Below are 11,896 nucleotides of genomic sequence, written 5' to 3'. Positions count from 1 at the left end.
GCATCCCTTCCTCGTTGTCGTGGTGATGGCGGCACCGGTCCCGGGTGCCGCCGGCGATGCTAGTCCTGCCCGACCGGGCGGCCGCTGATGCTCGGCAGCGGTTCCGGCTCGCCATGGCGGAACACCGCCCAGTTGGAGTCGCGTACCAGGCGCGCGCCTTCCAGGTGCAGGTTGCCGGTGACCCCGGGCAGCTCGCCGCCGCTCAGGCTGCGCAGCATGGACAGCCTTGCCTGCAGGCGGTAGGCGTCCACGCCCATGGCGAACAAGCGGTTATAGCGGCCGTGGCCGTCCGGCCAGGTTTCGTCCGCCAGCCGGTGCAGGCGGGTATCCTGGTAGAGAATCCAGGGCATGTCCACGAAGCGCACGCCGTTCAGGTCCTGGTCGCGGCGCGGCGACGGCGTCCCGTCATAAATGTAGGACGTGGTGTAGACCGGTAGCCGGCGCCCGTAGTGGAAATTCAGCAGCGGCTTGATCTGGCGGCCCTGGTTGGGGCTGGCCACCAGGAACAGGAAGCTCATGTCCTCGCCAAGGCGTGGCTGGTACTCGGTCTTGCGGCCATAGCGATCGGTGCGCGGTCCGCCTTGCAGGTCTCGGGCCGCCGCCATCAGGTTCTTCACCGTTTCGCCCATGTTGTCATCGCCGAAGGCGCTTTCCAGGCTGACTTCGCCACCACGTTCCCGCCAGGCGTCCATGAAGGCGCCACTGATACGGCGACCCCAATCGCTTTCCGGAAACAGCACGCCCACCCGCCGGTGGCCCTCGCGCCACGCCTGGCGCGCCACCTGGCGGGCCTCGTCCTCCGGCGCCAGACCGAACTGGAACAGCGGCGCGTTACGGCTGCCCTGGTCCAGATAGTTCAATGCCAGCACGGTGACCGGCGGCGCGCCCCGGGCGGCCAGCTCGGCGACCTGCTCCTTGGCCAGCGGGCCCACCACGAGCTGGGCGCCATCGGCCACGGCGCGCTGGAACACGGCGCTCACATCGGCGTTGCTGACATCGTAGAAGCGCAGGTCGGGGGTCGGGTTGCCAGCCTGCTCGGCGCTGTAATAGCCGGTCATCATGCCATCACGGATGGCGTCCGCCGCCGGCGCCAGATTGCCGCTTTCCGGCAGCAGCACGGCCACCCGTTGCGGGCGCTGGCGGGCGGCTTTCTGCATCGCGCCCACCATCCCCGGGAGCTGGTGGGCGGCCGGGTGGTTGGGCCATTGGTTACGCCAGGCATCCAGGCGCTGCACCTGGTTGTCGATATCCGCCTGCGGGTCGCGGTACAGCAATGCCAGCTCCAGCCAACCGCGCAAATCCCCGGACGCTTCCTCGGAACGCTTTTCCAGGGTATCCATGGGCAGGCTCATGAGCGCTTCCCAGGTGAGCTTGCGACTGTAGCGCTGGTCGTCCTGATCGAGCAGTGCATCCACCGCCACCCGCTCGCTCACGCTGTCCATCAGCCGGCCGTCCAGGGCCAGGGCATCGGCGTGCAGCAATTCCAGGCGCGCGCGGCGCTGGGCGTCGAGCCCGTCGATGGTGCCCCGGGCACCGTCCAGCAGTTCGAGGGCCTGGCCCGGTTGCTGCAACGTCAGCCAGCACTGCGCGCGCAGCCACAGCCAGCGATAACGCTGGTCCTGGGACTGGGCGCTGTCGGCCACCCGGTCGAGCAGATCGGCGGCGTCCTCGGCGCGCTGGTTGACCAGATAGTAACGGGCCCATTGCAGCGCTCTCTCGGTGCGCACCGGTTCCGCCAGCGTCGCCAGTTGGGCGTTGGCATCCGCCAGTTCGGCCGGGGCTTCGCGGAGCGGCGCTCCCCGGTGGGGGCCCGAGGTGTCCTTGGGAGTGGGTACTTGGCAGGCGGCGAGCAACGCGATCAGCGCCATCGCGGCCAGGCGGGCCGGTTGGAATTCCATGACTTTGGGGCAACCCCTTTGCTACTGCGGGAAAGAAGCCGCTATTGTAGGGCCTGTTCGCACCGCTTGCACCACGCCGGGGGTGCTGTTTCGGGGCGTCCTTCTCACTCCCGGACAACTCTTTAACACTACTTCGGGATACAACGGGCATGAGCGGTTCCCTCTACGTGGTCAGCACGCCGATCGGCAATCTTGACGACATCACCCGGCGCGCGTTGACCGTGCTCGGCGAGGTGGACTGGGTCGCCGCGGAGGACACCCGGCACAGCCAGAATCTGCTTGACCACGTGGGCGTGGCCACGCGCCTGATCAGTTACCACGATCACAACGAAGCCCAGCGCACCCCGGAGCTGGTGAACCGTCTGCGCGAGGGCGACAGCGGCGCGTTGATCAGCGACGCCGGCACGCCGCTGGTGAGCGATCCGGGTTTCCGTCTGGTACGGGCCTGCCAGGACGCCGGCGTGCCGGTGGTACCGGTGCCCGGCGCCTCGGCGTTGCTGGCGGCCCTGGCGGTGGCCGGCCAGCCCAGCGACCGATTTCTGTTCGAAGGCTTTCTGCCCGCCAAGGGCGCGGCCCGGGAGCGGGCCCTGGAGCGGCTCGCGGGCAGCGACGCCACCACCCTGATCTACGAGGCGCCGCACCGGGTTCTGTCGCTGCTGGAGGCGCTGGCCCCCAAGGTCGGCGCGGACCGCGAGCTGACCCTTTGCCGGGAACTGACCAAACGCTTCGAAACCGTGCGCCGCGCGCCGGTGGTGGAGATCCTGGAGTGGGTACGCGGCGACAAGGATCAGCAGCGCGGCGAGCTGGTGCTGGTATTGTCGCCGGCGGCCCGCGGCGAGGTGCTGGGCGAGCGTGACCGGGCCCTGGCCCGGGCTCTGCTGGATGAACTGCCGTTGTCCCGGGCGGCCCGCGTTCTGGCCGCCCACACCGGCCTCAAGCGCCAAGAGCTCTACGCTTATCTGGAAACGCTGTAGGGCCGCCGAGGTATCCGTCGCGACTGAAGTCGCTCCTACGCCTCCACCGTAGGAGCGACTTCAGTCGCGATCAGGCGTGCAGCATTGCCCTGTTTTGTCTGCTATGATCCACGCCGGACCGGTCAGGCAGCCGCTGGTGGCGTTTCGTCACTGGAGGAAAGTCCGGGCTCCACAGGGCAGGGTGCCAGGTAACGCCTGGGGGCCGCGCTGGCGACGGCGTGGTCACGGACAGTGCCGCAGAAAACAGACCGCCCGTTCGTTCGCGAACGGGTAAGGGTGAAAAGGTGCGGTAAGAGCGCACCGCGCCGCTGGCAACAGTGGTGGCAGGGTAAACCCCACCCGGAGCAAGACCAAATAGGGATCCCATGGCGTGGCCCGCGCTGGATCCGGGTAGGTCGCTAGAGGCCCGCGGCGACGCGGGTCCCAGATGAATGGCTGCCCACGACAGAACCCGGCTTATCGACCGGTCCACCCAAATTCCGCCGCGAGCCGGCTCGCGGCTTTTACCCCGTCTCTTGTCTAAAGGTCACTCTCTTGACCTTGATCAGTCCACCTGACGCCGCCGCTGGCTATGCTCCTGCCGGAGACAGACGGGGGAATCATGGCCAAAGCGGATATTCTGTTCGAAAGCGACGACCACCGGGTGGTGCGTTACGCCGATCTGGTGAAGGGCGAGGGCATTCAGGCCAATCAGTTCGCCATCCGTCATGGTTCCCACGGCGCCCTGATTGATCCGGGCGGCGACCTTACCTTCACGCCGCTCACCATCGAGTTGAGCCGGCATCTCAATCTCCAGGGTCTGGATTACATCCTCGCCTCCCACCAGGACCCGGATATCATCGCCTCGCTGCCGCGCTGGATGCTGCATTCCAACTGCAAGGTGGCGGTTTCCCGGCTGTGGTCCCGGTTCCTGCCTCATCTGGCGTCCACCTTCGTCACCAGTCGGGTGGGGGAGCAGTGGCAGTCGCGCATCCTGGCGTTACCCGACGAAGGCGCCCGGCTGCCCTTCGGGGACACCGAGCTGTGGGCCCTGCCTGCCCATTTCCTGCATTCGGTGGGGAATTTCAGCTTTTTCGATCCGATCAGCCGGATTTTGTTTTCCGGCGATATCGGTGCCTCCCTGGATGGCGAGGAAGCTGCGGTGGAGAAGTTCGACGACCATGTGTCCGCCATGGCCGGCTTTCATCGCCGCTATATGGCGGGCAACCGGGCCTGCCGGTTGTGGGTGCATATGATCCGGGAACTGAAGCCGGCGATGATCGTACCTCAGCACGGTGGTTACTTTGACCGCCCCGATACCGTGGCGAGCTTCCTGGACTGGCTTGAGCAGCTCGAATGTGGTCCGGATTTGATGGAGCCCCGTCAATACCGGCTTCCCCCGCGAGTCAGTACTTACCCGGAATAGAACGCTGTAAGCAAAAATAAGCCTTTCTTATAATAAAAAAGTCTAATACTTAAAGTATTTTCTCGGAAACGCCCGTCAGTGCCCTGATTCCGCACATAACAGCCTCCCCCACACCTTCCCCAGCCTCTTTGTGACTCAGCTAACAAACTGATTTGCAAAGAGTTTCTTTTACATTCGCCATTGTCGTCGTGCTTGACTTGCCGAATAGGGTGGACCTAGAGTGTCGCAATGTGGTGAAAAGTGGGATGAAGTGGAGAAAAACATTCATCCGGTGGCTCGAAGTGGGGTGAACCCGCACAGACCCGAGAGAGGGGAAGGCCAGTGTTCAACGGGCGTACGGCGCTCAATCTGGATGCCAAGGGTCGGCTGACCGTGCCGACCCGCTACCGTGAGTCGCTGAATAGCGCTTGCGGCGGTCGCCTTGTGCTTACCCAACACCCCTACGACGCCTGTCTGGTGATGTATCCCGCCCCGGAGTGGCGCGATATCGCCCGCCAGGTGGCGAGCCAGAGCGACGCCCATGCCCAGGTCCGCGCTCTTAAGCGGCGGTTTCTGGGTCAGGCCGCGGAAATGGAAATGGACGGCAGCGGCCGGCTGCTGGTGCCACCGGAGTTGCGTGACGTGGTTGGCCTGGAGAAGCGCGCCATGCTGGTGGGCTTGATGCACCGTTTCGAGATCTGGGCCGAGGACACCTGGAACGAACTGGAACAACAGAGCCTGGATCAGGAAGCCATGCCCGAAAGCGTGCAGGCCCTGTCCTTCTAGGGTCATAGGGCGGCGGGTATGAGCAACGACAACAAGCAGTACGAACACCAGCCGGTGATGCTGGAGGAGGTACTGGAAATGTGGTCCACCCGCGCGGATGGCTTTTACGTGGACGGCACCTTCGGGCGCGGCGGTCACAGTCGCGCGCTGCTGGGCCGTCTCGGTGCCGCCGCCCGGCTGGTGGGCGTGGATCGGGACCCGCAGGCGGTGGCCGCCGGCGAGGCCCTGGCCGCCGAGGACCCGCGTTTCCATATTCACCGGGCCCGTTTCGACTGTTTGCCGGAGCTGGTGGCGGCCGAGGGGCGCGCCATCGATGGCCTGTTGCTGGACCTGGGCGTGTCCTCGCCGCAGCTGGACGACGCCAGCCGTGGTTTCAGTTTCCTGCGTGACGGTCCGTTGGACATGCGCATGGACCCGGAGCATGGCGAAAGCGTGGCCGACTGGCTGGCCCGCGCCGAGGAAAAGCAAATTGCCGACGTGCTGTATCAGTACGGCGAGGAACGCAAGTCACGCCGCATTGCCCGGGTGATCCGGGAGCGGCGTGAGCAGACACCGATTCGCGGCACCGCCCAACTGGCGGAGCTGATCGAGTCGGTGGTAGGGCGTGGCGAGCCGGGCAAGCATCCGGCCACGCGCAGCTTTCAGGCGTTACGCATCCACATCAACGGTGAGCTGGATGCGTTACGCAACGTGTTGGATCAGGCTCTCGAGACGCTCGCCATCGGCGGGCGTCTCGCCATTATCAGCTTCCATTCCCTGGAAGACCGGCTGGTGAAGCGTTTCATTCGCGATCACTCCGGCCTGGCCCCCAAGGGCCGGGGCGGCCTGCCGATGATGGACGAGCCGCCCGAGCGGCTGCGACCGCTGGGCAAGGCCCGCCGTGCTGGCGAGGCGGAAGTGCGCGTCAACGCGCGCAGCCGCAGCGCGGTGCTGCGCGTGGCGGAGAAAGTAGCGTGAGCGCGCGCTGGCTGGCGCCGCTGCTGGTTGCCCTGGTGGTGCTGACCGCCCTGGGCGTGGCCTATAGCGTGCACGAGGCGCGCCGGCTCACCGACCGCGCCCAGCAACTGCAGCGAGAACAGGCACAACTGGAAACCCGTTGGGGCCAGCTGCTGCTGGAACACAGTACCTGGGGCAGCTACGCCCGGGTGGAGCGCCTGGCTCGCGAGGAGCTGGGTATGAAGTTACCGCAAAACGACGAGCGAGTGTTGATACGGCCATGAAAGGGGCGCGTCGAACCTCACAACCGGCCAAACGGCAAACCAACCGGACCCTGCGCTGGCGCTTCGTGCTGGGTTTCTGGGCGGTATGCGGTGCCGTTCTGGTGGGGCGCGCGGTGCAGTTGCAGGTCGTGGAGCAGGAGTTTCTCGCTCATCAGGGCCAGATTCGCAACCTGCGTGTGGAGCCGGTGGCCGCCCATCGTGGCGTGATCCGTGACCGTGAAGGCCGCCCCCTGGCCGTCAGCACCCCGGTCACTACCCTGTGGGCCAACCCCAGCGAAGCCCTGGAACACCCGGAGCAATGGAGCCGGCTGGGCAATAACCCGATCATCGACCGGGCCCGTTTCGCCAAGCGTATCGAGCGTCATCAAAACAAGGAATTCATCTACCTGGCTCGTGGGCTGGCCCCGGAGCAGGCGGCCACCGTGCTCGACAAGAGCGTGCCCGGCATCCACAAGCTCACCGAGTACCGCCGTTATTATCCGGCCGGTGAGGTCACCAGCCATGTGGTCGGTTTCACCGACATCGACGAGCGCGGCCAGGAAGGCGTGGAGCTGGCGTTCGAGGATCGTTTGTCCGGCCAGCCCGGCCGTAAGAAGGTTGTCCGTGACCTGCTCGGTCGGGTGATTCAGGACATCGAGGTAATCGAGCCGGCGGCGCCGGGCAAGGACGTCACCCTGAGCCTGGATCTGCGCCTGCAATACCAGGCCTATAAGGAACTGCTCGCCGCCACCCGCCGCTTCAAGGCCAAGGGCGGTTCCGCCGTGGTGCTGGACGTGAAGACCGGCGAGATCCTGGCGATGGTCAACCAGCCCGCCTACAACCCCAATAACCGGGGCAACCTGGATACCGCCAGCCTGCGCAACCGGGCGGTCACCGATCTGTTCGAGCCTGGGTCCACCATGAAGCCGTTCACCGTGGCCGCCGCCATGGAACAGAACCTGGTGACCCCGACCACGGTGATCAACACGCATCCGGGCTATCTGCGCGTGGGTTCCAAGACCATTCGTGACCACCGCGATTACGGCGTCATCGATGTCACCACCGTGCTCACCAAGAGCTCCAACGTGGGCACCAGCAAACTGGCCCTGGCCATGGAGCCGCTGGTGCTGCCCGGTTATCTGGAGCGGTTCGGTTTCGGCCAGCCCACCGGCATCTCCTTCCCCGGCGAGAGCAACGGCATGCTGCCGCTGCGCACCCGCTGGCGGGACGTGGAACGGGCCGCGCTGTCCTATGGCTACGGCGTGAGCGTGTCCGCGCTGCAGCTGGCCCAGGCCTACGCCATCATCGCCAACCACGGTCGCAAGGTGCCGCTGTCCCTGCGCAAGGTGGACACGCCGCCGCAAGGCGAGCAGGTGATCGCGCCGGAAACCGCCGATTCCCTGGTGCGCATGCTGGAAACCGTGGTCAGCCTGGAAGGCACCGCCCGGCGCGCGCGCATTCCCGGCTACCAGGTGGCCGGCAAGACCGGCACCGTGCACAAGGTCACCAGCCACGGTTACGCCGACGACCGTTACATCGGCCTGTTCGCCGGCATCGCCCCGGCGTCCAATCCGCGTATCGCCGCCGTTGTGGTGATCGATGATCCGCGCGGCGACGCCTATTACGGTGGCCTGGTGGCGGCGCCGGTGTTTTCCTCCATCGTTGGTGGCGTGCTGCGCACCCTGCATGTGCCGCCGGACAAGACCGACGGTCTGATCGCCGGCGATCTGGACGGGGAGGGGCGCTCATGATCACGCTGCGCGACCTGCTTCCCGATCAGCCGCTGCCGGCGGCCCTGCAGGCACGGAGCGTGCCTGCCTTGCGTCTCGACAGCCGCGCCGTGGAGCGCGGCGATCTGTTCCTGGCGGTGCCCGGCCACCAGGTCGATGGCCGCCGCTTCATCGACGCCGCGATCCGCGCCGGCGCCGCCATCGTGGTGGAGGAGGGTGACACCTTCGCGGTGCATGGCCAGGAGCCGGTGGCGCGTATCGTGGTGCCGGATCTGCGACGCCAGGTAGGCGATCTGGCCGCCCGTTTTTACGGCCAGCCCGGGCGGCAGCTGAAAGTGATCGGTGTCACCGGCACCAATGGCAAGACCAGCATCACCTGGTTCCTGCGCGATGCCCTGGACGCCCTGGGTTATCACTGCGGCCTGATGGGGACCCTGGGCCTGGGCCTCAAGGGCGAGGAGATCGCCACCGGCCACACCACGCCGGACCCGATCACCCTGCAGCGCGGCCTGCGCGAGCTGTGCGATGCCGGCGCCGATATCGTGGCCATGGAGGTCTCTTCCCACGCTCTGGATCAGCACCGCCTGGGCGACACTCCGGTATGGGCGGCGGTGTTCAGCAATCTGAGCCGCGACCATCTGGATTACCACGGTGACATGGACAGTTACCTGCTGGCCAAGGTGGCCTTGTTCACCCGCCCGGATCTGCGCGAGGCGGTGATCAATGGCGATGACCCGTCGGCGCCGGTGCTGCTCAGCCGGCTAAACGACGGCGTGCGCTGCATCATTTTTGGCGCCCAGGCCGGCGCCACGGTGCGCTGCGTGGCCAGCCAGCCCCATGAAGCGGGCGTGGACCTGCGGCTCACCGTGGGCGGTGAAGCGATCAACGTGTCGGTGCCGCTGTTCGGCGCGTTCAACCGCAGCAACCTGATGGCCGTGGCCGGGGTGCTGCATGGTTTGGGCGTGGAACCGGAGCGTCTGACCACGGCGCTCAACGCCATTACCCCGGTGCCGGGCCGCATGCAGCCGGTGCGGGAGCCAGGCAAACCCACCGTGATCGTCGATTACGCGCACACTCCGGATGGTCTGGAAAAAGCGTTGGCGGCGGTGCGCGAGCATTTCCCCGGTCGGCTGCACTGCGTGGTCGGCTGCGGCGGCGATCGGGACACCGGCAAACGCCCGTTGATGGCCGCCGTCGCCGAAGCCGGCGCCGACCAGGTGATCCTGACCAGCGACAACCCCCGTGGCGAGAACCCGCAAGCGATTGTCGACGCCATGCTGGAAGGCGCCACCAACGCGGCGGCGCTGATCGTGGAGCTGGACCGCCGGACGGCGGTGAACCAGGCCGTGGCAGCGGCCGGTCCCGGTGACGTGGTGCTGTTGGCTGGCAAGGGCCATGAGGATTATCAGGAAATTCACGGTGAGCGGTTGCCCCTGGACGATCGCCTTCTGGCCCGCGAGGCCCTGGCGGCCTGGACCGGCCAAGGGGGTGCGGCATGATGCGTTTGTCCGAGATTCGTGACTGGACCGGCGGCGAACTGCGCGGCGTGGATCACGCCATCACCTCGGTGAGCACGGACACCCGCTCCCTGGGCGAGGGCAGCCTGTTCGTGGCGCTGCGCGGCGAGCGCTTCGATGGCCACGATTTCCTCGCCAGTGCCCGTGATGCCGGCGCCCGGGCCGCCCTGGTGGAACGGGATCAGGAGGTGTTCGACAGCCAGGTGCGCGTGGCCGATACCCGTCAGGCCCTGGGCCGGCTGGCCGCCGGCTACGCCACCCGTTTCCCGATTCCGCGCGTGGCGGTGACCGGCAACGCCGGCAAGACCACCGTCAAGGAGATGATCGCCACTCTGCTGGGCGAGGGCACCCTGGCCACTCGGGGCAACCTGAACAATGACATCGGCGTGCCGTTGACCCTGCTGGGGCTCAATGAAAGCCACCGCCGCGCGGTGATCGAGCTGGGCGCCAACGCCCCTGGCGAAATCGCCTGGACGGTATCGCTGGTGAAGCCGGACGTGGTGCTGGTCACCAATGTCACCGGCGCGCATCTGGAAGGCTTCGGCAGCATGGATGGCATCGCCCGCGCCAAGGCGGAAATCTTCACCGGCTGCGCGGAAGGCGCCACCGCCATCATCAACAATGACGACAGCTACGCGGACTTCTTCGCCGAGCGGGCTCGGGAACAGGGTTTGACCCTGTGCCGCGTGGGCGGCACCGACGGTGATCTGCGCGCCGAGTTCGTCTGTCTGGATGACGCCGGCGCCGACTTCTTGCTGCAGCCCCTGGGCGTGCGCGTACGCCTGCCGCTGGTGGGTGCCCATCAGGTCGGTAACGCCCTGTTGGCACTGGCGGCGGTGCGGGCCCTGGGCGTGGATCTGGCCGAGGCGGCGCCGCGCCTGAACGAACTGAAGCCGGTGCCCGGGCGCATGAACGTGATCCCCTGCGCCGGCGGCACTGTGGTGGACGATACTTACAACGCCAACCCGGGTTCGGTGCGCGCCGCCATCGCCTGGCTGGCGGGCCGACCGGCGCCGCGCGCGCTGGTGCTGGGCGCCATGGGTGAGTTGGGGCCGGACGCCGAGGTGCTGATCGGTGAATTGGGCGAGGACGCCAAACAGGCCGGTATCGAGACGCTGATTACCCTGCCCGGGGCGGAAGCCGCCGCCGAGGCATTCGGGGACGGCGCCCGGCCGGTGGACAATCATGACCACGCCGCCCGTGAAGCCGGGGGAATCCTGGCCGTCGGCGGCACCGTACTGGTCAAGGGGTCGCGCTTTGCCCGCATGGAGCAGGTGGTGCAACGGCTTACCAACGAGGGGGAGAAGCACTGATGCTGCTTTGGCTGGCGGAGCAACTGGCCGATTTCTATAACGGCTTTCTGGTGTTCCAGTACATCACTCTGCGCGCCATTCTGGCGGTGCTGACGGCGCTGTTTCTGGCGTTCTGGATCGGTCCGGTGATGATTCGCAAACTCCAGGAAAAGCAGGTCGGTCAGGCGATCCGCGACGACGGCCCGAAAAGCCACCTGAGCAAGGCCGGCACGCCGACCATGGGCGGTGGTCTGATCCTGGTGTCCATCGCCATCGCCACCCTGCTGTGGGCGGACCTGGAGAACCGTTTCGTGTGGATCACCCTGGCGGTGCTGGTGGTGTTTGGCGCCGTGGGCTGGGTGGACGACTGGCGCAAGGTAGTGGAGAAGAACCCGCGCGGCCTGCCGGCGCGCTGGAAATATTTCTGGCAATCCGTGGGTGCCCTGGGCGCCGGGCTGGCGCTGTATTTCACCGCCCAGAGCCCGGCGGAAACGCAGTTGATCGTGCCGTTCTTCAAGACCGTGGCCATCAACATGGGCGTGTTCTACGTGGTGCTCACCTATTTCGTGATCACCGGCGCCTCCAACGCGGTCAATCTCACCGACGGCCTGGATGGTCTGGCGATCATGCCCACCGTGCTGGTGGCGGCGGCGCTGGGCATTTTCGCCTATGCCAGCGGTCACGCGGAGTTCGCTACCTATCTGCAGATTCCCTACATCGCCGGCGCCGGTGAGCTGGTGGTGATCGTTGCCGGCCTGTGCGGCGCCGGGCTGGGTTTCCTCTGGTTCAACGCCTATCCGGCCCAGGTGTTCATGGGCGATGTGGGCGCGCTGGCGCTGGGCGCGGTGCTCGGTGTGATGGCGGTGATCGTCCGTCAGGAAATCGTGCTGTTCATCATGGGTGGCGTGTTCGTGATGGAGACCGTGTCGGTGATGTTGCAGGTGGCCTCGTTCAAGCTCACCGGCCGTCGCATCTTCCGCATGGCTCCGATTCACCATCACTTTGAACTGAAGGGCTGGCCGGAGCCGAAGATTATCGTCCGGTTCTGGATCATCACCGTGATGCTGGTACTGGTGGGTCTCGCGACCCTGAAAATCCGCTAGGGGTTTTGAGTAA

At 66.4% G+C, this 11,896-nt stretch carries 10 protein-coding genes and 1 other RNA gene; 10 read left to right on the top strand and 1 reads right to left on the bottom strand.

Annotated features, from left to right (window positions below):
* Positions 1-59: 59 nt before the first annotated feature.
* Positions 60-1,898 (bottom strand): penicillin-binding protein activator, encoded by a 1,839-nt coding sequence (locus ACLD02_RS12875; protein WP_410298870.1) that lies wholly within the window; start codon positions 1,896-1,898, stop codon positions 60-62.
* Positions 1,899-2,047: 149 nt separating this feature from the next.
* Here ACLD02_RS12875 and rsmI point away from each other — a divergent pair, with 149 nt between their 5' ends.
* The 10 genes from rsmI to mraY all read left to right on the top strand — a co-directional run bounded on the left by rsmI (position 2,048) and on the right by mraY (position 11,883).
* Complete coding sequence (gene rsmI / locus ACLD02_RS12870) at positions 2,048-2,872, top strand: 16S rRNA (cytidine(1402)-2'-O)-methyltransferase (protein ID WP_203105223.1); 825 nt, start codon at positions 2,048-2,050, stop codon at positions 2,870-2,872.
* A 114-nt stretch (positions 2,873-2,986) separates the two neighbouring features.
* An RNA gene (rnpB, locus tag ACLD02_RS12865) (RNase P RNA component class A) lies at positions 2,987-3,347 on the top strand.
* Between the two features lie 126 nt (positions 3,348-3,473).
* Positions 3,474-4,277 carry an MBL fold metallo-hydrolase gene (locus tag ACLD02_RS12860; protein WP_410298869.1) on the top strand — a complete coding sequence of 268 codons (804 nt, stop codon included), beginning with the start codon at positions 3,474-3,476 and terminating at the stop codon, positions 4,275-4,277.
* Between the two features lie 321 nt (positions 4,278-4,598).
* Entirely contained in the window at positions 4,599-5,042 is a 444-nt protein-coding gene (gene mraZ, locus ACLD02_RS12855; protein ID WP_203105221.1) for a division/cell wall cluster transcriptional repressor MraZ, read from the top strand.
* A gap of 18 nt (positions 5,043-5,060) precedes the next feature.
* Positions 5,061-5,999 carry a 16S rRNA (cytosine(1402)-N(4))-methyltransferase RsmH gene (gene rsmH, locus ACLD02_RS12850; protein WP_203105220.1) on the top strand — a complete coding sequence of 313 codons (939 nt, stop codon included), beginning with the start codon at positions 5,061-5,063 and terminating at the stop codon, positions 5,997-5,999.
* On the top strand, positions 5,996-6,262 hold the full coding sequence (gene ftsL, locus ACLD02_RS12845; protein WP_203105219.1) for a cell division protein FtsL: 267 nt from the start codon (positions 5,996-5,998) through the stop codon (positions 6,260-6,262). Before rsmH ends, ftsL begins: the two co-directional genes overlap by 4 nt.
* A complete protein-coding gene (locus tag ACLD02_RS12840; RefSeq protein WP_410298868.1) occupies positions 6,259-7,992 on the top strand; it encodes a peptidoglycan D,D-transpeptidase FtsI family protein in 1,734 nt (577 codons plus the stop codon). The genes ftsL and ACLD02_RS12840 overlap by 4 nt, the downstream gene beginning before the upstream one ends.
* On the top strand, positions 7,989-9,470 hold the full coding sequence (locus ACLD02_RS12835) for a UDP-N-acetylmuramoyl-L-alanyl-D-glutamate--2,6-diaminopimelate ligase (protein WP_410298867.1): 1,482 nt from the start codon (positions 7,989-7,991) through the stop codon (positions 9,468-9,470). The genes ACLD02_RS12840 and ACLD02_RS12835 overlap by 4 nt, the downstream gene beginning before the upstream one ends.
* Complete coding sequence (murF, locus tag ACLD02_RS12830; protein WP_203105216.1) at positions 9,467-10,801, top strand: UDP-N-acetylmuramoyl-tripeptide--D-alanyl-D-alanine ligase; 1,335 nt, start codon at positions 9,467-9,469, stop codon at positions 10,799-10,801. Before ACLD02_RS12835 ends, murF begins: the two co-directional genes overlap by 4 nt.
* Positions 10,801-11,883, top strand: coding sequence for a phospho-N-acetylmuramoyl-pentapeptide-transferase (mraY, locus tag ACLD02_RS12825; RefSeq protein ID WP_203105215.1), 1,083 nt, complete (start codon positions 10,801-10,803; stop codon positions 11,881-11,883). The genes murF and mraY overlap by 1 nt, the downstream gene beginning before the upstream one ends.
* Positions 11,884-11,896: the final 13 nt, after the last annotated feature.

This window comes from Alloalcanivorax sp. C16-2 (assembly GCF_046507615.1).
GTDB classification, from domain to species: domain Bacteria; phylum Pseudomonadota; class Gammaproteobacteria; order Pseudomonadales; family Alcanivoracaceae; genus Alloalcanivorax; species Alloalcanivorax marinus_A.
This window is presented reverse-complemented; position numbering and strand designations above follow the sequence as displayed.

What these genes read in the sequence shown, in the direction of transcription:
- murF (WP_203105216.1), top strand. Translation starts at nt 9,467, where the DNA reads ATGATGCGTTTGTCCGAGATTCGTGACTGGACCGGCGGCGAACTGCGC.
- ACLD02_RS12860 (WP_410298869.1), top strand. Translation starts at nt 3,474, where the DNA reads ATGGCCAAAGCGGATATTCTGTTCGAAAGCGACGACCACCGGGTGGTG.
- rsmH (WP_203105220.1), top strand. Translation starts at nt 5,061, where the DNA reads ATGAGCAACGACAACAAGCAGTACGAACACCAGCCGGTGATGCTGGAG.
- ACLD02_RS12835 (WP_410298867.1), top strand. Translation starts at nt 7,989, where the DNA reads ATGATCACGCTGCGCGACCTGCTTCCCGATCAGCCGCTGCCGGCGGCC.
- rsmI (WP_203105223.1), top strand. Translation starts at nt 2,048, where the DNA reads ATGAGCGGTTCCCTCTACGTGGTCAGCACGCCGATCGGCAATCTTGAC.
- mraY (WP_203105215.1), top strand. Translation starts at nt 10,801, where the DNA reads ATGCTGCTTTGGCTGGCGGAGCAACTGGCCGATTTCTATAACGGCTTT.
- ACLD02_RS12840 (WP_410298868.1), top strand. Translation starts at nt 6,259, where the DNA reads ATGAAAGGGGCGCGTCGAACCTCACAACCGGCCAAACGGCAAACCAAC.
- ACLD02_RS12875 (WP_410298870.1), bottom strand. Translation starts at nt 1,898, where the DNA reads ATGGAATTCCAACCGGCCCGCCTGGCCGCGATGGCGCTGATCGCGTTG.